Source organism: Parashewanella spongiae, assembly GCF_004358345.1.
Classification (GTDB): Bacteria; Pseudomonadota; Gammaproteobacteria; order Enterobacterales; family Shewanellaceae; genus Parashewanella; species Parashewanella spongiae.
Genome location: NZ_CP037952.1, coordinates 1,705,042 through 1,724,723, shown reverse-complemented (window position 1 = coordinate 1,724,723; position 19,682 = coordinate 1,705,042). Strand labels below are relative to the sequence as shown.

The 19,682-nt window shown below is 39.9% G+C and carries 13 protein-coding genes; 4 read left to right on the top strand and 9 right to left on the bottom strand.

Annotation, left to right across the window (positions count from 1 at the left end; genetic code table 11):
- Positions 1-167: 167 nt before the first annotated feature.
- The 4 genes from E2I05_RS06645 to glsB form a co-directional block, all read right to left on the bottom strand.
- A complete protein-coding gene (locus E2I05_RS06645) occupies positions 168-536 on the bottom strand; it encodes a YbaN family protein (RefSeq protein ID WP_121852296.1) in 369 nt (122 codons plus the stop codon).
- A 325-nt stretch (positions 537-861) separates the two neighbouring features.
- Positions 862-3,876, bottom strand: coding sequence for a pentatricopeptide repeat-containing protein (locus E2I05_RS06640; protein ID WP_121852297.1), 3,015 nt, complete (start codon positions 3,874-3,876; stop codon positions 862-864).
- Between the two features lie 313 nt (positions 3,877-4,189).
- Positions 4,190-8,242, bottom strand: a complete 4,053-nt coding sequence (locus tag E2I05_RS06635) for a pentatricopeptide repeat-containing protein (RefSeq protein ID WP_121852298.1) — start codon at positions 8,240-8,242, stop codon at positions 4,190-4,192.
- Positions 8,243-8,957: 715 nt separating this feature from the next.
- Positions 8,958-9,866 carry a glutaminase B gene (gene glsB / locus E2I05_RS06630; protein WP_121852299.1) on the bottom strand — a complete coding sequence of 303 codons (909 nt, stop codon included), beginning with the start codon at positions 9,864-9,866 and terminating at the stop codon, positions 8,958-8,960.
- A 226-nt stretch (positions 9,867-10,092) separates the two neighbouring features.
- Here glsB and asnB point away from each other — a divergent pair, with 226 nt between their 5' ends.
- Positions 10,093-11,772: an asparagine synthase B gene (gene asnB / locus E2I05_RS06625; RefSeq protein WP_121852300.1), complete on the top strand. Its 1,680-nt coding sequence runs from the start codon at positions 10,093-10,095 to the stop codon at positions 11,770-11,772.
- A gap of 302 nt (positions 11,773-12,074) precedes the next feature.
- Here the strand turns inward: asnB and E2I05_RS06620 are convergent, their stop codons facing one another.
- The 3 genes from E2I05_RS06620 to E2I05_RS06610 all read right to left on the bottom strand — a co-directional run bounded on the left by E2I05_RS06620 (position 12,075) and on the right by E2I05_RS06610 (position 14,538).
- Positions 12,075-12,821, bottom strand: a complete 747-nt coding sequence (locus E2I05_RS06620; protein WP_121852301.1) for an HvfC family RiPP maturation protein — start codon at positions 12,819-12,821, stop codon at positions 12,075-12,077.
- Positions 12,821-13,660, bottom strand: coding sequence for an HvfB family MNIO-type RiPP peptide maturase (locus E2I05_RS06615; protein WP_121852302.1), 840 nt, complete (start codon positions 13,658-13,660; stop codon positions 12,821-12,823). Before E2I05_RS06615 ends, E2I05_RS06620 begins: the two co-directional genes overlap by 1 nt.
- Before the next feature lie 401 nt (positions 13,661-14,061).
- On the bottom strand, positions 14,062-14,538 hold the full coding sequence (locus E2I05_RS06610) for an HvfA family oxazolone/thioamide-modified RiPP metallophore (protein ID WP_121852303.1): 477 nt from the start codon (positions 14,536-14,538) through the stop codon (positions 14,062-14,064).
- A gap of 809 nt (positions 14,539-15,347) precedes the next feature.
- Here E2I05_RS06610 and E2I05_RS06605 point away from each other — a divergent pair.
- Both E2I05_RS06605 and E2I05_RS06600 read left to right on the top strand, forming a co-directional pair.
- Positions 15,348-16,295 carry a tRNA-dihydrouridine synthase gene (locus tag E2I05_RS06605; RefSeq protein WP_121852304.1) on the top strand — a complete coding sequence of 316 codons (948 nt, stop codon included), beginning with the start codon at positions 15,348-15,350 and terminating at the stop codon, positions 16,293-16,295.
- Between the two features lies 1 nt (position 16,296).
- Complete coding sequence (locus tag E2I05_RS06600; protein ID WP_121852305.1) at positions 16,297-16,503, top strand: DUF2986 domain-containing protein; 207 nt, start codon at positions 16,297-16,299, stop codon at positions 16,501-16,503.
- 9 nt (positions 16,504-16,512) lie between these two features.
- Here the strand turns inward: E2I05_RS06600 and E2I05_RS06595 are convergent, their stop codons facing one another.
- Complete coding sequence (locus E2I05_RS06595) at positions 16,513-17,961, bottom strand: MATE family efflux transporter (RefSeq protein WP_121852306.1); 1,449 nt, start codon at positions 17,959-17,961, stop codon at positions 16,513-16,515.
- A gap of 58 nt (positions 17,962-18,019) precedes the next feature.
- A complete protein-coding gene (locus tag E2I05_RS06590) occupies positions 18,020-18,853 on the bottom strand; it encodes an ion transporter (protein WP_121852307.1) in 834 nt (277 codons plus the stop codon).
- Positions 18,854-19,171: 318 nt separating this feature from the next.
- Here E2I05_RS06590 and E2I05_RS06585 point away from each other — a divergent pair, with 318 nt between their 5' ends.
- Entirely contained in the window at positions 19,172-19,669 is a 498-nt protein-coding gene (locus E2I05_RS06585; RefSeq protein ID WP_121852308.1) for a L,D-transpeptidase family protein, read from the top strand.
- Positions 19,670-19,682 lie beyond the last annotated feature (13 nt).

Genomic DNA, 19,682 nt, shown 5'->3' with positions numbered 1-19,682 from the left:
AACTGATAAGTACTATAAAATTGCTCCTTTCGCACCATTTATTAAACCCATCCAATTGATAATTAATGATCTTTTCATGCTTTTCGTCGATCTAAAAGATCTACACCCAATTAACTTCAACAGATTGAAGTTAAACTGTGCGTTCAACCGATTTATTTAGGATAATATCAATCTGGCAAAGTTGGAATCTGCCACATGAAAAACATGAGAAGAAACATAAGAACCAAAAGCATAGCTTTAACCCATAATATAGGCGCTAAAATAATACTGATAATAAAGCTACAAGCACTCACGACCATTGCTCGCTTTTTGATTTTTTGTCGTATTCCACGGTGCTGTTGCCAATCGGAAATGGAGACAGTAAACCAAGGATGTTTAATTAGCCATTGATGAAGTTTTTCACTCGAACGAGCAAAGCAAAATAACGCGAGTAATATGAAAGGTACTGTTGGCAACAAAGGCAAAAATATTCCAATCACACCAAGTAAAACTGAAACTAAACCAACAAAAATTAATAAGCCTCTCAACAACACAATGACCTCCTTCTCTTACAACCAAAACACACGATTAAGTAAGCATGCCAGCTGGTCTGCGAAGCCTAATTTTTTAATCTACTCACCAAAATAACTCAGTTATACGCGGTGAGGTAATAAAGATTCTTACTAGGCAGTAAAGTATCATACCAAGTAATAAAGTATCATACTTAATGAGCTATAATATTTTGTTTTTTAGCTCATTTTTATCCAAAAACCATTTAGAACATTAAAACAAAAATGCATTTAACACTATAATATTGTCGTTGTTCTATGATGTTCATTTTATGATGCGATCATACTAAAAAGTGCGCCCGCTAGTATCAAGTTAATGGGTAGACTCGCTCAATACTATCATTCCTGAGTTGAATTTATCCTCGATAAACTCAAGCCCAAATTCATCTTTGAGAAAACTTATCATTCCATTTTTTAAAGTTTTATTGCCATGATATCCAGTTATGATCGATGTTATCTTGGGTTCATTGTTTTGTTTATGGTAACAAAATAATAGTTTTGCGAAAGCTAATGGGACACCTCGAATATGTGTATCATCGCCTGAATGTCCTTCGAAAATTTTATCCATATGCAAATCTATACAATGGTTCATTAAGCCAACATTTTTTTTATATATTCCTTGTGTTATCCCTTTATCAATCATGCTTGCAAAATTATCTTTTTCAATCGGCGCAAGTTGAGCATGTATTTGTGAAAAAGTACTCATGTCACATTTGTTCATTATTTTTTCTAAATACCATATTTCAGTGTCAAATTCCTTAGCCTTAATACATACTTTAATAAAGGCGCTGTAAATGGCAACATCAGGCTTGATGCCCCATTGTTGCATTAAGCTGGTTGTAGCTGTATCGCCATCACCCAACACCAATGATTTGGCTTCTGCATAACGCTCCATTTCAGCGCAGGCCGTCAGCAAATTCAGGCAGGTGATTAGACTGGCCTTTAATGACAAATGAGGTGCCATCACGGGCTTATCACCACACACCAGTTGCCAAGCACTATCAAACTGGCCAGTTTTGGCGCATACCATGATAAAAGCATTGTAAATAGCAACATCAGGTTTGATGCCCCACTGCTGCATTAAGCTGGCTGTAATTGTGGTTGTATCGCCCAACACCAATGATTTGGCTTCTGCATAACGCCCCGCTTCAGCGCAGGAAGCCAGCAAATTCATGCAGGTGATTTGATTGGCTCTTAATGGCAAATAAGGTGCCATCACGGGCTTATCACCACACACCAGTTGCCAAGCACTATCAAACTGGCCCGTTTTAGCGCATACCGTGATAAAGGCGCTGTAAATGGCAACATTAGACTTGATGCCCCATTGTTGCATTAAGCTGGCTGTATCTGTATCGCCATCACCCAACACCAATAATTTTGCTTCTGCATAACGCCCCGCTTCAGCGCAGGCCGTCAGCAAATTCAGGCAGGTTATTGAATCCGCCTTTAGTGGTAGATGAGGTGCCATCACGGGCTTATCACCACACACCAGTTGCCAAGCACTATCAAATTGGTCCGATTTAGAGCATACCGTGATAAAGGCGCTGTAAATGCCAACGTTAGGCTTGATGCCCCACTGCTGTATTAAGCTAGCTGTATCGCCATCGCACAGCACCAATGATTTGGCTTCTGCATAACGTCCCGCTTCAGCGCAAGCTGTCAGCAAATTAATGCAGGTGATTTGATTGGTTTTTAATGGCAAATACGGTGCCATCACGGGCTTATCACCACACACCAGTTGCCAAGCACTATCAAACTGGTCAGTTTTAGCGCATACCGTGATAAAAGCACTGTAAATGGCAACATTGGGCTTGATGTCCCATTGTTGCATTAAGCTGGCTGTAGCTGTATCGCCCAACACCAATGATTTGGCTTCTGCATAACGCCCCGCTTCAGCGCAGGCAGCCAGCAAATTCAGGCAGGTGATTTGATTGACTTTTAATGGCAAATAAGGTGCCATCACGGGCTTATCACCACACACCAGTTGCCAAGCACTATCAAACCGGCCAGTTTTAGCGCATACCGTGATAAAGGCATTGTAAATGGCAACATTAGGCTTGATGCCCCATTGTTGCATTAAGCTGGCTGTAGTTGTATCGCCATCACCCAACACCAATGATTTAGCTTCTGCATAACGCCCCGTTTCAGCGCAGGCTATCAACAAATTCATGCAAGTGATTGAATCTGCCTTTAGTGATAGATAAGGTGCCATCACAGGTTTATCACCACAAACCAGTTGCCAAGCACTATCAAACTGGCCAGTTTTAGCGCATACCGTGATAAAGGCATTGTAAATTCCAATATCAGGCTTGATGCCCCATTGTTGCATTAAACTGGTTTTAACTGTAGACGTATCGCCCAACACCAATGATTTGGCTTCTGCATAACGCTCCATTTCAGCGCAGGCCGTCAGCAAATTCGTGCAGGTGATTTGATTGACTTTTAATCGCAAATGAGGTGCCATCACGGGCTTATCACCACACACCAGTTGCCAAGCACTATCAAATTGGCCAGTTTTAGCGCATACCGTGATAAAAGCATTGTAAATGGCAACATTAGGCTTGATGCCCCATTGCAGCATTAAGCTGGCTTCAGCGGCATTGCCTAGCACCAATCTTTTACCATCTGAAAAATTTAGATTTAACTTAATTAATTTCAGTAATAGGATGCATGTTTTCGCTTCATAGGACGATTTAAATCGTATTATGTCACTAAAAATACCATCGAAATTATATGAATAGCTGTCAGAAAACTCGGCGGCTTTGTGTAACAATTTATGGATTAATCTTATATCCCATGATGTTTCCATGACCTGTTTGTCGTTTTTTAGGGTGTGAATGATTTCAATAAGCTGCGAAAGTTTAGCGCAACCACCAATTAATACATTTAACTCAATACCCAGTTGATTTTTGCTTTTCTGTTTAAGTTTCCAAGAGTGAATAAGCGCACTGGTTTGAGTAAAAAAGGAATTAGGGGAGGAAGGTGGTTGCTGTATTTGGTTGGTATATCGAGTGCCCGATTTTGGAGTAATGGAGCGGGGCTCAGTTGCAAAACGTTGGTGAATATTACTTGGCTTCTTACGATAATGAGCCTCTCGTGTGCGAGAGTTAAAGCGAGTCGATGATGATTTATTGTTGAAAAAATCATACAGCTTTTGTCTATCGGTTTTGCTTAATCTTTGATAACCCTGTTGTAAGTTTTCATCACCATCAAACCTTGAAACCTCAAAGTTTAGATAGGATACGGCTTCGCTAGGGTATTCTTGGAGACTTTTGAGCATGAATCTATATATTGATCCTTGCTCAGCAGGAGTGCGCACTGTCGCCATCACATTACTCAATAAGTGAGTGAATTAACAAGCAATAAATAACGCACTGAAATGATAAATACAAAAATATTCAGCTTTAAGGCATTCTATAAATGTATAACAGAAAATTATCCACCGCATAGGGGAGCCGATTCGTAGCTCATCGTTGTATCTCAGACTCAAAAAATAATGAAATTGAGCGTGAATTGGTTTTGTCCCAAAAACATTTAGAATATTAAAATAAAAATGCATTTAACATTATAATATTGTCGTTGTTTTATGATGTTCATTTTATGATGCGATCATACTAAAAAGCGTGCTCGCTAGTATCAAGTTAATGGGTAGACTCATTCAATACTATTATTCCTGAGTTGAATTTATCCTCGATAAACTCAAGTCCAAATTCATCTTTGAGAAAACTTATCATTCCATTTTTTAACGTATTATTGCCATGGTATCCAGTTATGACCGATGTAATCTTGGGTTCATTGTTTTTTTTGTGGTAACAAAATAATAGTTTTGCGAAAGCTAATGGAACACCTCGAATATGTGTACCATTGCCTGAATGTCCTTCGCAAATTTTATCCATATGCAAATCGATACAATGATTCATTAAGCCAACATTTTTTTTATATATTCCTTGTGTTATCCCTTTATCAACCATGCTTGCGAAATTATCTTTTTCAAGCGACGCAAGTTGAGCATGTATTTGTGATAGAGTACTCATGTTACATTTGTTCATTATTTTTTCTAAACACAATATTCCAGTGTCTAATTGCTTAACCTTAATGCATACTTTTATAAAGGCGTTGTAAATTGCAACATCAGGCTTGATGCCCCATTGTTGCATTAAGCTGGCTGAAGCTGTATCGCCTAACACTAATGCTTTGGCTTCTGCATAACGCTCCATTTCTGCGCAGGCCGTCAGCAAATTCATGCAGGTGATTGAATCAGCCTTTAGTGGCAAATGAGGTGCCATCACGGGCTTATCACCACACACCAGTTGCCAAGCACTATCAAACTGGCCCGTTTTAGCGCATACCGTGATAAAGGCACTGTAAATGGCAGCATTAGGCTCGATGCCCCACTTCTGCATTAAGCTGTCTGTAGCTGTATCGCCATAGCCCAACACCAATGATTTGGCTTCTTCATAACGCCCCGTTTCTGCGCAGGCAGCCAGCAAATTCACGCAGGTGATTGAATCTACCTTTAGTGGTAGATGAGGTGCCATCACGGGCTTATCACCACACACCAGCTGCCAAGCACTATCAAATTGGTCAGTTTTAGCGCATACCGTGATAAAGGCGCTGTAAATGGCAACATTAGGCTTGATACCCCATTGCAGCATTAAGCTGGCTGTTGCTGTTGCTGTTGCTGTTGCTGTTGCTGTTGCTGTTGCTGTTGCTGTAACTGTAGCTGTATCGCCCAACACTAATGATTTGGCTTCTGCATAACGCCCCGCTTCAGCGCAGGCCGTCAGCAAATTCGTGCAAGTGATTGAATCAGCCTTTAGTGGTAGATGAGGTGCCATCACAGGCTTATCACCACACACCAGTTGCCAAGCACTATCAAACTGGCCCGTTTTAGCGCATACCCTGATAAAGGCGCTGTAAATGGCAACATTAGGCTTGATGCCCCACTGCTGCATTAAGCTGGCTGTAATTGTGGTTGTATCGCCCAACACCAATGATTTTGCTTCTGTAAAACGCTCCATTTCAGCGCAGACAGTCAGCAAATTTAGGCAGGTAATTTGATTGGCTTTTAATGGCAAATGAGGTGCCATCACGGGCTTATCACCACACACCAGTTGCCAAGCACTATCAAACTGACCCGTTTTAGCGCATACCGTGATAAAGGCATTGTAAATGGCAACGTCATGCCTGATGCCCCATTGTTGCATTAAGCTGGTTGTAGCTGTATCTCCCAACACCAATGATTTGGCTTCTGCATAACGATCCATTTCAGCACAGGCATTCAGCAAATTCATGCAGGTGATTTGATTGGCCTTTAATGGCAAATGAGGTGCCATCATGGGCTTATCACCACACACCAGTTGCCAAGCACTATCAAACTGGCCAGTTTTAGCGCATACCGTGATAAAGGCATTGTAAATGGCAACATCAGGCTTGATGCACCATTGTTGCATTAAGCTTGTTGTAGCTGTATCGCCATCGCCCAACACCAATGATTTGGCTTCTGCATAACGCTCCATTTCAGCGCAGGCAGTCAACAAATTCATGCAGGTGATTAAATCTGCCTTGAGTGGCAAATGAGGTGCCATCACGGGCTTATCGCCATACACCAGTTGCCAAGCACTATCAAAGTAGCCCGTTTTAGCGCATACCGTGATAAAGGCGCTGTAAATGGCAACATTAGGCTCGATGCCCCATTGTTGCATTAAGCTGGCTGTAGCTGTATCGCCCAACACTAATGATTTGGCTTCTGCATAACGCCCCGCTTCAGCGGAGACTGCCAGCAAATTCATGCAGGTGATTGAATCAGCCTTTAGTGGCAAATGAGGTGCCATCACGAGCTTATCACCGCACACCAGTTGCCAAGCACTATCAAACTGGCCAGTTTTAGCGCATACCGTGATAAATGCATTGTAAATGGCAACATTAGGCTTGATGTCCCACTGCTGCATTAAACTGGCTGTAGCTGTATCACCATCGCCCAACACCAATGATTTGGCTTCTACATAACGCCCTGCTTCAGCGCAGGCCGTCAGCAAATTCATGCAGGTGATCTCATCTACCTTTAGTGGTAGATGAGTTGCCATCAAGGGCTTATTACCACACACCAGTTGCCAAGCACTATCAAATTGGCCCGTTTTAGCGCACACCGTGATAAAAGCATTGTAAATGGCAACATTAGGCTTAATGCCCCATTGTTGTGTTAAGCTGGCTGTAGCTGTATCGCCCAACACCAATAATTTAGCTTCTGCATAATGCTCCATTTCAGCGCAGGCAGTCAGCAAATTTAGGCAGGTGATTGAATCTACCTTTAACGGTAGATGAGGTGCCATCACGGGCTTATCACCACACACCAGTTGCCAAGCACTATCAAACTGGTTCGTTTTAGCGCATACCGTGATAAAGGCACTGTAAATTGCAACGTTAGGCTTGATGTCCCACTGCTGCATTAAACTGTCTGTATCTGTATCGCCATCGCCCAACACCAATGATTTGGCTTCTGCATAACGCCCCGCTTCAGCGGAGGCTACCAGCAAATTCATGCAGGTGATCTCATCTACCTTTAGTGGTAGGTGGGGTGCCATCACAGGCTTATCACCAAACACCAGTTGCCAAGCACTATCAAACTGGCCAGTTTTAGCGCATACCGTGATAAAGGCATTGTAAATGGCAACATTAGGCTTAATGCCCCATTGCCGCATTAAGCTAGCTGTAGCTGTATCGCCCAAAACCAATGATTTGGCTTCTGTATAACGCCCCGTAACAGAGCAGGCCGTCAGCAAATTTATACAGGTGATTGAATCTGCCTTTAGTGGTAGATGAGGTGCCATCAAGGGCTTATCACCACACACCAGTTGCCAAGCACTACCAAAGTGGCCCGTTTTAGCACATACCGTGATAAAGGCATTGTAAATGGCAACATCAGGCTTGATGCCCCATTGTTGCATTACGCTGGCTTCAGCTGCATCGCCTAGCACCAATCCTTTGGCATCTGAAAAATTTAAATTTAACTTAATTAATTTCAGTAATAGTGTGCATGTTTTCGATTCATAGGACGACTTAAATCGTGTTATGTCACTAAAAATGCCGTCGAAATTAGATGAATGGCTGTCAGAAAACTCGGCCGCTTTGTGTAACATTTTATGGATTAGTCTTATGTCCCATGATGTTTCCATGACCTGTTTGTCGTTTTTTAGGGTGTGAATGATTTCAATAAGCTGCGAAAGTTTAGTGCAACTACCAATTAATGCATTTAACTCAATACCCAGTTTATTTTTGCTTCTCTGTTTAAGTTTCCAAGAGTGAATAAGCTCACTGGTCTGAGTAAAAAAGGAATTAGGGGAGGAAGGTGATTGCTGTAATTGCTTGGGATACTGAGTGCTCGATTTTGGAGTAATGGAGCGGTGCTCGGTTGCAAAACGTCGGTAAGCATTACTTGGCTTCTTACAATAATGAGCCTCTCGTGTGCGAGAGTTAGAGCGAGTCGATGATGGTTCCTTGTTGAAAAAATCATACAGCTTTTGTCTATCGGTTTTGCTTAATCTTTGATAACACTGTTGTAAGTTTTCATCACAATCAAACTTTGAAACCTCAAAGTTCAGATATGATACGGCTTCGCTTGGGTATTCTTGGAGACTTTTGAGCATGAATCTATATATTGATTGTTGCTCAGCAGAAGTGCGCACTGTCGCCATCACATTACTCAATAAGTGAGTGAATTAACAAGCTAAGAAATAACGCACTGAAATGATAAATACAAAAATATTCAGCTTTAAGGCATTCTATAAATGTATAACAGAAAATTATCCACCGCACAGGGAAGCCGCTTGGTAGCTCATAGTTGTACCTCAGACTCAAACATAACTCTGTTTTCACCAATTTCGTTTGTACTTTGTGCGCATACATAGCTCTGAGTTGAGCATTTAAGGTATTAGGGTCTGTTGATCTTTCAGGATTAAATTTTGTGCTATTTGAGCATTTATCTGTTCAAGGCGTGAGCAGTGATGCTTAGGGACGTGGCGGAAGAATGTATACCAATTTTATCGTCACTCCTGCGAACGCAGGAGTCCAGAGTCTTTGGTTAATTTGGGCACAAGTCGCTGGATACCTGCGTTCGCAGGTATGACAAATTAAGCGTTGAAATTTAAATTGGTATTATTTGAACTGCGACATCCCTTAGCCATCTATGTGAGCTGGTCACAACACAGAACAGTGAATGCTCAAAAGCATCGAAGACAGCGTAAATTGGTCGCTCTTTCTAAATCAAAGGTGCTGCGTTATCGTTTTCTTATTTTGGAAACGAAGTAACGACAGTTTTGTATGTCGATAATAACCAAACCTCACAAACTCTGCCTTGCATAAAACAACCAATTTATCGCTGCAAAAACAATCACGAAAGATCAACAGACCCTAATACACTGACCAACCAATATGCTTAGTCATCGACTCAAGTGCAGCGGCTCCTGCCAAAGAATTGCCGACACTATTTAGTGCAGGCGACCACACACAAACCGAAAATCGCCCAGGAACGATAGCAATAATACCTCCACCAACACCGCTTTTTCCGGGTAAACCTACTCGAAATGCAAAACTGCCCGCTTCGTCATACAAACCACTTGTTGCCATTAACGCGTTGACTTGCCTCGTTTCATTTGGGGTCAATACTTGCGTATCCATCAGTTGGCTGTAGCCTTTATTGGCTAAGAAATTAATCGACTTGGCAAGATCAACGCACGACATGGTTAAAGCACAGTTACAAAAGTAATTACGCAATACTTTCTCTACTTCATTATCAAAGTTATTAAATGATTTCATCAAATAGGCCATGGCCGCGTTACGCGACCGATGATCGTATTCTGAATCAGCAACAATCCTATCAATTTGTATCGATGGGTTGCCTGATAGTTTTTTTACAAATTCTCGAACTGCAATATTTGGTGTCGCAAACTTTGACTGGTTCATGTCACTGATCACAAGCGCGCCAGCATTGATAAATGGATTACGGGGAATGCCTTGTTCATATTCTAGTTGAGCCATTGAGTTGAATGGTAACCCTGAAGGTTCTCGACCTACCTTTTCCCAGATGGCATCACCATAATATTCCATAGCAAGTACAAGATTAAACACTTTAGAGATACTTTGAATTGAAAAAGGCACATCGGCATCACCGATACTAAATATCTCTCCATCATTACTGCATATTGCAATTCCGAATTGATTAGCCTCCACCTTAGATAAAGCGGGGATATAATCTGCAACTTTGCCTTGTCCGACTAAAGGGAGAACATCAGCATAAATCTGTGATAAAAGAGAATCCATAAACATATTACTTAATTGGTTTGGTGACTACTTTGGCAAAATCTATTTTTTAAAACACCAACTTTTACCATTTTAATGAAGTTTAATGCCTTAAGGGTTTAAATTATAAAAATTACTTGGCATAAATGTAAGTTTATGACACTTTTAAAATGTTCCCCTTCTCACTGAGCGCCAGATTGTGACAATAGAATGTAAATGAAATAACTTTTTTAGGAGTGTGCCACCTATGTGTTCGATTTTTGGGATTTTAGACATATCAACGGATGTAAGCAAACTACGACCAAAAGCACTTGAGCTTTCGAGCTTATTGCGTCATCGCGGCCCTGATTGGTCAGGTATCTGGTGTAATGACAATGCAATATTAGTTCATGAGCGATTAGCAATTGTTGATTTAGATAACGGCTCTCAACCACTCTTTAATTATAATCGAACCAATATACTCGCCGTCAATGGAGAAATTTATAACCATAAAGCTTTGCAAGAAAGTTTGAATATCGATTATTCGTTTCAAACTCAATCTGATTGTGAAGTTATTTTAGCGTTATACCAACAAGATGGGCTTAACTTTATCGATAAACTACAAGGTATGTTTGCCTTTATCCTATTTGATGAAACCAATAATAGCTATTTAGTTGCTAGAGATCATCTTGGTATTATTCCACTATATTACGGTCATGACACGAACGGTCAGCTTTTTGTCGCATCGGAGATGAAAGCGCTAGTGTCTGTGTGTAGAACCGTAAACGAATTTCCTCCGGGACATTACTTTAGTAGCCTTGATGGTAAATTCGTACCCTACTATAAAAGAGATTGGGTAAAGTATGATACCGTTAAAGGTAATTCTGGTACAGCGAAACAAATACATGATGCTCTGTCAGACTCGGTAAAATCTCATATGATGTCTGATGTCCCTTATGGTGTTTTATTATCTGGTGGTCTTGATTCTTCAGTTATTTCAGCTATCGCTCAAAAGTATTCTCAAAAACGTATTGAAGATAACGGCCAATCTAACGCTTGGTGGCCTCAACTACATTCTTTTGCCGTTGGGTTAAAAGGATCGCCCGATTTAGTAGCGGCGAAAAAAGTTTCAGAATTTATAGGTACAGTACATCACGAGATCCATTTCACAGTTCAGGAAGGCATCGATGCAATCAAAAGTGTGATTTTCCACCTTGAGACCTACGATGTTACGACCATAAGAGCGTCAACCCCCATGTACCTAATGGCGAGAAAAATAAAGGCAATGGGTATTAAAATGGTATTGTCTGGTGAAGGCGCTGACGAGATTTTTGGTGGATATTTATATTTCCATAAAGCACCAAATGCCAAAGAGTTTCATGAAGAAACCATTCGAAAACTTAACCGTTTACACATGTTTGATTGCGCAAGAGCCAATAAAGCTATGTCAGCATGGGGCGTTGAAGCCAGAGTACCTTTTTTAGATAAAGCATTTATCGATGTTGCCATGTCCATAAACCCTGAAATGAAAATGTGCGGCAACGGTAAAATGGAAAAACATATATTACGTGAAGCATTCGAGGGATATTTACCTGATGAAGTGCTGTGGCGACAAAAAGAACAATTTTCGGATGGTGTAGGTTATAACTGGATAGACTCATTAGTTGAAGTGGCTGAATCATCAATCACTGATCAAATGATGAAAAGTGCTGAATTCCGCTTCCCGCATAATACGCCCGACACTAAGGAAGGCTATTATTATCGATCTATTTTTGAAGAGCTGTTCCCACTCGATTCCGCAATTAAGTGTGTACCTGGTGGTAAATCAGTCGCTTGTTCCACACCAGAAGCCTTAGCATGGGATAAAAAGTTTGCTGAAAATGCTGATCCATCTGGTCGTGCAATGTTTGATGTACATCAAGAAGGTTATTCAGATAAATCGGTATAGTAAACGTGAAAGGCTCCGCCTGGAGCCTTTTTGACAATAAAAAAGAATCAAATTAAGCCAGCATGTTTTAACCAAGATAGTGAGGCTGGTAGTGTTGGAATAAGCAACACGAAAAGAAATCCAAGAAAGTGGTAAATATTAAATACGTCTTTAAACGGCTGACTCATGATTAATCCTGTAGCAATATAATTATTAGAATGTGAGCATAGTCACAAAAAAGCGGCTATTGTAGCGGGAATGCGGCATAAAGCAGAGGTATTTTTCATAAAAATACCTCTTAAATTTATAGTGACCGAAAAGGTTTATTCGGCGGGAGTTAAAACAATATTTTTTTCAACCATTTGTGAAAGTAATTGTAAACAGCCTTGTTGAATCGCAGCAGGCTCCATTTGCGGATACATTTGCTCCAACCACTGAGTTATTTCAATAAATTTTACTTTTTCAGCTTGTTCAATGTACGACAACACTTGAGCTGAGAGCGGAGTCAGTTTGAGAAAGCTGACTTCTTCATCTGTATCTAAAAATACACAGAAAAATTCCGGAGTTTCTAATGGCTCTGTTGGTTGATAATCAATACTAATATGTTGTACGTCAAACGAATACTGAGCCACTCTAGTTGAGTCAGATAGGCACAGTGTTTTCTCTGTAACATCATTAGGTGTTATTGATGTTAATTCACGGGTAGCTCTAGCAACTGAAACAACTAATTCAAGCCATTCGTAATGCGCCAATTCCAACATGAAAATAGGATCATCTTCAGTCAGTTCATATTCATTTTGTAAGAAAAGTAAAAATTCTTGAGCTATCTCAATAAATATTGGCGAGTGACAATCATGTGTAACAAAGAATTTCTGGATCAATTCAACCCAAACATCTTCTTCATATAAGCTCTCAAGCACTGGAAACGAGTTCGAAACAAAGCCTTTTACATTATTGAAAAATAACTCTCTGTATACTGTCATACGCTTTAAAGGCATACTACTTGGCAAAGGCAATGATGGATCTTTAATATAATCCATAAACTCATTTTGAATATCGACAAAAGACATTATGCACTCCTCTTATTGTGATCAAGTTGTACATTTTGCATGGCATGAATTTGATTAATTTCCACCAATAATTCGTCTGTCGACGGGATGTTAAAATCTCTTTCAAGTAAAGTAGGATGAACACCGTGTATTTCGTAACAGTCTCGAAGTAATTTCCATACTGGTTCAACAATATCAGCACCGTGCGTATCCACGATTAAATCAACATCTTCTTCGTAATGACCTGCTACATGAATGTACTCGATTCGCTGAGTAGGCATTTCTCGCAAAAACTCTTTTGCATCGTAGCCGTGATTGATTGAATTAACATAAATATTATTTACATCTAACAATAACTTACAATCAGCTTCGTCCAAAACTGCATTTACAAACTCGAGCTCATCCATTTGTGCGCCGGGTGCTGCATAAAAAGAAACATTTTCTAAAATAAATGGTCGTTCAATAATATCTTCAACTTGTTTTACTCTTGCTGCAACGTGATGTACCGCTTCTTCGGTAAATGGAATTGGCATTAAGTCATACATGTGTCCTTTGCCTGAACAGTAACTCAAATGTTCTGAATAGGTATCAATATTATGCAAATCCATAAAGGACTTCACTTGTTTAACAAATTCTATATCAAGCGCTTCAGGACTGCCGATAGACAATGACAAGCCATGGCAAAAGAATTTATGTTTTTCGGTTAACTCTCTAAATTGGCGGCCAAACTTACCACCGAATGTCATCCAGTTTTCAGGCGCTACTTCAAAAAAATTAATTTGATCTGGAACCTTAGTACAAAATTCGTCCAGCATCTCACGGCGTAAGCCTAAACCAACCAAGTTATTTGTTTTCACCATGATACTACCTCTATTGGTTTGTTTTTTCTTTCGAATAGACATTAACCTAAATAAATCGGTTGAACGCACAATTTAACTTTAATCTATTGAAGTTAAATACAAGATTAAACAACCCGAATTCACCCATCAGGTGAGTGCTGAGCATTCATATACTTGCCAAAATCACCGCTAGCTGCGTTATAAATTTTGCAAGTAGAAACGAAGTAACGACAGTTTTGTATGTCGGTAACCACTACTTGCTGCTATTCATGCCTTGCTATCAGTAATTTTTTCTGCGTATATGAACGCTCCCAACCGTTCTATTTAGGATTAAGGAAAAAATCTATTCGAAATAGTACAACAATAGTAAAAAATAAGGCCAGCAAAAGCTGGCCTAGTTTGTGAGCGATTAAGCTAGGTGATTACTTAGAACCGCCACACTTACCTTCGCCACATTTACCTTCTTTCTTAGCTTTATCGCCGCCACATTTACCTTCGCCGCACTTACCTTCTTTCTTAGCTTTGTCGCCGCCGCATTTACCTTCACCACACTTACCTTCGTGTGCTTTCTTAGCGCTGTCGCCGCCACATTTGCCTTCGCCGCACTTGCCTTCTTTACCTTTAGCTTTGTCGCCGCCACACTTACCTTCACCACACTTACCTTCGTGTGCTTTCTTAGCGCTGTCGCCGCCACATTTGCCTTCACCGCACTTGCCTTCTTTACCTTTAGCTTTGTCGCCGCCACATTTTCCTTCACCGCACTTGCCTTCGTCACCAACTAACTGGTAACCTGCTTTCATTTCTTCGAAACCAAATGAACTTGCTTGAGCAGCAAAAGCAGAACCCATTACAACGGTACCTAACGCAACAGCAACGGTAGTTTTCTTAATCGTATTCATTTTGTCTTCCCTCTTTAACATTTAATCGTTTAACTTAGGATACCAAAAGGTATTTGTCAGTCTTGCTTAATAAGACCCTGAGGTCATAAATTATATTTCATCATTATGGACGTTTTTTTTTAATACGTCTAAAAAATTACGCCAATTTGAACTAAAAATCAAAAATAAAATCAATAATAATCACTAAGATAGCGTGCCTACCAAAAAACTTTATATGTTAAAGCCTCATACCAATTACAGTAATTAAATGCTCAACTCAGAGCTATGTATGCGCACAAAGTACAAACGAAATTAGTGAAAACATAGTTATCTACGTTGAGATAATTTTGTGAAATAATTTTTGCACATACAAGCTCCCGAAGGGCAAGGCTAAAGGTTTCCATTACTGCGTTGCACGTTCTTGAATTATCCCGACAAAAGCACCAAGTGCGTTGAACGCCAGCTTTGTATGGCGGCCGTTGGGAATATAGTACTTCGAACATGCGCCTTGTACTGAAAACCTTTATCTCTTGCTGAGTAAGAGATTAATTACTGTAATTGGTATCAGTTATAAGAAACATTAATTTTCATGAATTAAGAAAAATCTTCTCAACTTAATATTCAAATAAATCCGTCTTAATTCATTAAATCAACTCTGTTTTATAAGCTCTATATCGATAACTTAATATTTTCAGATAACCATATTTGTCAACAACAATAATATCAAAGAGAATTTAAACTCATTTATCTGAAGTCGAGCTCTTACACCTTTTATCCCAAACAGGTACAATTCCGCGCCTTATTTATAGCTGATCATTAAAGGCCACTTTGTGCGTGTAATTCTAGCCCCGATGGAAGGCGTTGTTGATGGATTAATGCGTGAAATATTATCATCGATCAATCCTTATGACTTAATTGTCACTGAGTTTGTTCGGGTTGTTGACTGCTTACTCCCGGAAAAAGTGTTCTTAAAAACATGCCCTGAATTACTACAAGGTGGAAAGACACTCTCCGGCACTCCAGTAAGAATGCAATTACTCGGTCAACATCCGCAAGCAATGGCCGATAATGCCTTGCGAGCAGTAGAGCTTGGTTCACCTGGAATCGATCTTAACTTTGGTTGTCCTGCTAAGATAGTAAATCGCAGTAATGGTGGTGCGATTTTATTAAAAGACCCACAACGAGTGAACCAAATTGTTAGTGCCGTAAGAAAAGCAGTACCCGATGAGTTCCCAGTGACGGCAAAAATTCGATTGGGGTATGAAGATAAGTCAATGTATTTGGAAAATGCTATCGCGATAAATGATGCCGGAGCCAGCGAGCTCGCCGTTCATGCCCGCAGTAAAGTAGATGGATACAAACCTCCCGCTTATTGGGATTATATTGCTGACATCAACGCAAAGCTTCCTCTACCTGTTATCGCTAACGGAGAAATATGGAATAAAAGTGATGCTTTGCGTTGTATAGAAGCAACAGGGTGTCCAGATATCATGGTCGGTCGCGGTGCTATTTCATTACCCAATTTAGCAGAAGTAATTAAAACTGATAAACTAGCGTTTACTTGGTCGCAAACTTTAGATTTAATGCTTAGTTATACTGAATGCGAAATTAAAGGCCAAAAATCAACTTATTTGCCCTCGCGGATCAAACAGTGGTTTAGTTATTTAAACCGGCAATACCCTGAGGCTAAAGAGCTGTTTAGAGAGTTACGAATATTTAAAACAACCGAAGAAATTGTCGCAATTTTAAAAATTGCACAATTAGAGCTTGAGAAATAAAATGAATAGACGCCAAAAATCAACCAAACTGGTTGCCAAACGTGCAAAAGCAAAATTAAATAAAGTGAAGAGTGGTAACACTACGGTTCACCACAGTAAATCTAAGTATATTTCGAAAGCTGACCGCGCAAAACTTGAAGCTGAAATGGCAGCTACTGAGGCACAAAATGAACCAACTGCACCTTCAGAAGAAAGTGCAGCTGAATAAAGTTTTCATTTATTCACTCGATGTGTCTTTATTTAAAGAAGCCATTTGAGAGCAGGATGATGACAATGGACTACTCGCTGGTGGAGTGAGACTTTCAAAATCATCCTCTTCTTGATCTTTCTTATTTTCCATTTCTCTTTGATGTACATTATCAATTAATCGATAAGCAACCATAACTCCCAGTACCCCAAAAATCACACTACCAATAACCTGACCAATTAATACGCCGTACACTCCACCCCAGAGAGCTCCGAAATAAACGAAAGGAATAGTGCCTAATGTTGCTTTACCTATATTAAAAAAGCTTGAGTACTTGGCTTTACCAAGATTGTTGAAACAGGCGTTGGCGACAAATAAAGCACCACCAAATACAAAAAACACTGCGATGTATTTACAGTAAAACACCACCAATTTAGCGCCATCTCCAGTTAAATCAAAAACTGAAATAATGTAATCTTGAAGTAAAATAATCAGCAACGACATTCCAATTACATAAGCGAGCGTAAATTGAAGTGCATTCGTAAGGGCTTGTTTTACTCGATCGTATTTTTTAGCCCCAAAGTTTTGCCCGACAATTGGCCCAATCGCTCCAGATAAGGCAAAAATTATCGCAAAGGCAACTGGTACTATTCTTCCTAAAACAGCCCACCCAGCAACAAATGAGTCGCCAAATTCTGCAATTGCGCGCGTCATTACCGCATTGCCAGCTGGCGTAGCGACATTAGTTAGCATAGCAGGCCCAGCTATGGCAAATATCGGCTTGAGATCAGTTTTAAGGTGCTGATAGTTAAACTGTGTGCCAAGTTGATGTTTTTTAAACACACCGCGAGCAGCAATAAATACCACTGCAACACGAGCTAAAACCGAAGCAACCGCCGCTCCCTCTATGCCCATTGATAAACTGAAAATCAAAATTGGATCTAATACCGCGTTAACTCCACCACCAGCCAATGTTGACATCATCGATAATTTGGCATCTCCGACTGCTCTCAAAGCAGCACCAAAAGCCATAGCTAAACAAATAAGCGGCATAGATGGGACGAGTATATAAAGGTAACTTTGCGCAAGCTCAGCGGTTCTTCCCGTTGCACCAATTAAACTTAACAATGTAGGTATTAAGGTAAACACAATGATGGCCACGATGATGCCAGTGATAAGTGTCACTACAGTCGAATTCAGTAATAGCCTTTTGGCGCGTTCTTTTTCTTTAGCACCAATAGCTTTAGATACAACAGCTCCCATAGCAATCGCTAAACCAATACCGATTGACGTGGTCATGAATGTAATGGTACCTGCATAACCTACCGCCGCCGCTAATTCTTGCTCTCCAAGTAAACTGAGATAAAAAATATCAAGTAAATCAACTAAAAATAAAGCTGATATACCCACTGTGGCCGTTGAAGTCATCACCCAAATGTGACGCATAATTGAGCCAGTTAAAAACTTAGCTTGAGGCATGATTTTCCTTTTACAACTAAATACCGTATTCATAAAAACGGATGAGATAATTTAAAATTTAAATTTCGTCAGGCAATTCTGTTCCACAATTTAAGCAGAAGTGAGCGTCTGAATGGTGACCGGTTTTCGCACAATTACTGCAACTGCGTAAATCGCGTTGCTTGGTCATTTCTTGTGAAATTTCAGCAGTTAAAATTCCTGTAGGAATTGCGATAATTGAATAACCTAAAAGCATAGTGAATGCCGCAATACCCTGCCCTAAATTTGTCTGAGGCGTAATGTCTCCATAACCAACGGTGGTAATAGTAACAATGGTCCAATAAATAGACTTAGGTATTGAAGTAAAACCGTTACTTGGCCCCTCAACGACATACATTACCGCTCCAAGAACCATAATAACTAGGCTGACAGAAAAGAAAAAAATAAAAACCTTTCTTGCTGATTGCAACATGGATCTAAGTAGCATGTTGCCTTCACTGAGATAACGCAACAGCTTGAGCACTCTAAAAATTCTAAATAGCCTGAAAACACGGATAACAAGGGCGAAATTTGCACTTGGGAAGAAAAAAACTAAATAGCTAGGAAGAATGGAAAGTAAATCGATTACACCATAAAAGCTTCTTGCATAAGACCAAGAATTTGCACTGCAATAAAGGCGTAATACGTATTCGGCAGTGAATACAATAGTAAAAAACCACTCTACTATTTGAATTAGATCGCCATATTCTTGATGAATATACCCAGTAGTGTCCAGCAAAATAAGCATTACGCTAATAACAATACTGACAATTAAAGTAATGTCGAAGTATCTACCCGCTGGTGTATCCGTACCAAAAATCACCGCTCTCAATCGTAACTTTAATGGTGTGTCGTTTAAATCAGTCTCAGCCATATAATGTATGTACCCATGAGTAATTAAAGTGCTCTGCCTTGTGCATCTTCGTTAATTGTGGGTATATACCTTTAATCAACGAATAAGGGATCTAGCGATTTTGAAAGTACCAATCTTTGTCATGTCAGCGAAGGGTGGTATCCAGTGACTTTTATAGAAAAAGCAAAGGCACTTGACTACCGACATACAAAACTGTCGTTACTTCGTTTCCAGCCTGAACTGGAGTGACGAGAACTCATCGGTATACTTTCTTCCGCAACTTTCCTAAGCTATTATAATGAGTTCAAATAACAAATCGCAGATTATTTTTCTCAAAAAATGAAAATCTTTCTAACAACAATGTGCTTCTTATTTCTTGTTACGAGTTTCTCTAGCTTGGCTGACGTATTAGCTAAGGCTGATTTAGTTATTGTTTATAAAAGTAAAGCAACTCTTGAACTTATCAAAAAAGGTAAAGTTATTAAAAGTTACCATATTGCGATGGGTGACTACCCTAAAAACCATAAAATAAAAGAAGGCGATGAGCGTACACCACAAGGCCGCTATATATTAGATTATAAAAAATCTGATAGTGACTTTTATCGCGCAATCCATATCTCCTACCCTAACGACGCTGATATTCTAGCGGCTAATGCATTAAACGTATCTCCAGGTGGACAGATCATGATACATGGTCAAAGTCCAAACTCAACAATTTCACCTCGTGAGCAACAGCGCTACAATTGGACAAATGGCTGCATAGCCGTTACAAACTCAGAAATGGATGAAATTTGGCAATTAGTAGATACAGGCACCCCAATAGAACTTTGGCCATAACTTTTCCACTTTA

Bases quoted from the DNA above. Each gene is read 5' to 3' on its own strand.
- E2I05_RS06640 (WP_121852297.1), bottom strand. From the start codon at position 3,876: ATGGCGACAGTGCGCACTCCTGCTGAGCAAGGATCAATATATAGATTC.
- E2I05_RS06635 (WP_121852298.1), bottom strand. From the start codon at position 8,242: ATGGCGACAGTGCGCACTTCTGCTGAGCAACAATCAATATATAGATTC.
- glsB (WP_121852299.1), bottom strand. From the start codon at position 9,866: ATGGATTCTCTTTTATCACAGATTTATGCTGATGTTCTCCCTTTAGTC.
- asnB (WP_121852300.1), top strand. From the start codon at position 10,093: ATGTGTTCGATTTTTGGGATTTTAGACATATCAACGGATGTAAGCAAA.
- E2I05_RS06620 (WP_121852301.1), bottom strand. From the start codon at position 12,821: ATGTCTTTTGTCGATATTCAAAATGAGTTTATGGATTATATTAAAGAT.
- E2I05_RS06615 (WP_121852302.1), bottom strand. From the start codon at position 13,660: ATGGTGAAAACAAATAACTTGGTTGGTTTAGGCTTACGCCGTGAGATG.
- E2I05_RS06610 (WP_121852303.1), bottom strand. From the start codon at position 14,538: ATGAATACGATTAAGAAAACTACCGTTGCTGTTGCGTTAGGTACCGTT.
- E2I05_RS06600 (WP_121852305.1), top strand. From the start codon at position 16,297: ATGAATAGACGCCAAAAATCAACCAAACTGGTTGCCAAACGTGCAAAA.
- E2I05_RS06595 (WP_121852306.1), bottom strand. From the start codon at position 17,961: ATGCCTCAAGCTAAGTTTTTAACTGGCTCAATTATGCGTCACATTTGG.
- E2I05_RS06590 (WP_121852307.1), bottom strand. From the start codon at position 18,853: ATGGCTGAGACTGATTTAAACGACACACCATTAAAGTTACGATTGAGA.
- E2I05_RS06585 (WP_121852308.1), top strand. From the start codon at position 19,172: ATGAAAATCTTTCTAACAACAATGTGCTTCTTATTTCTTGTTACGAGT.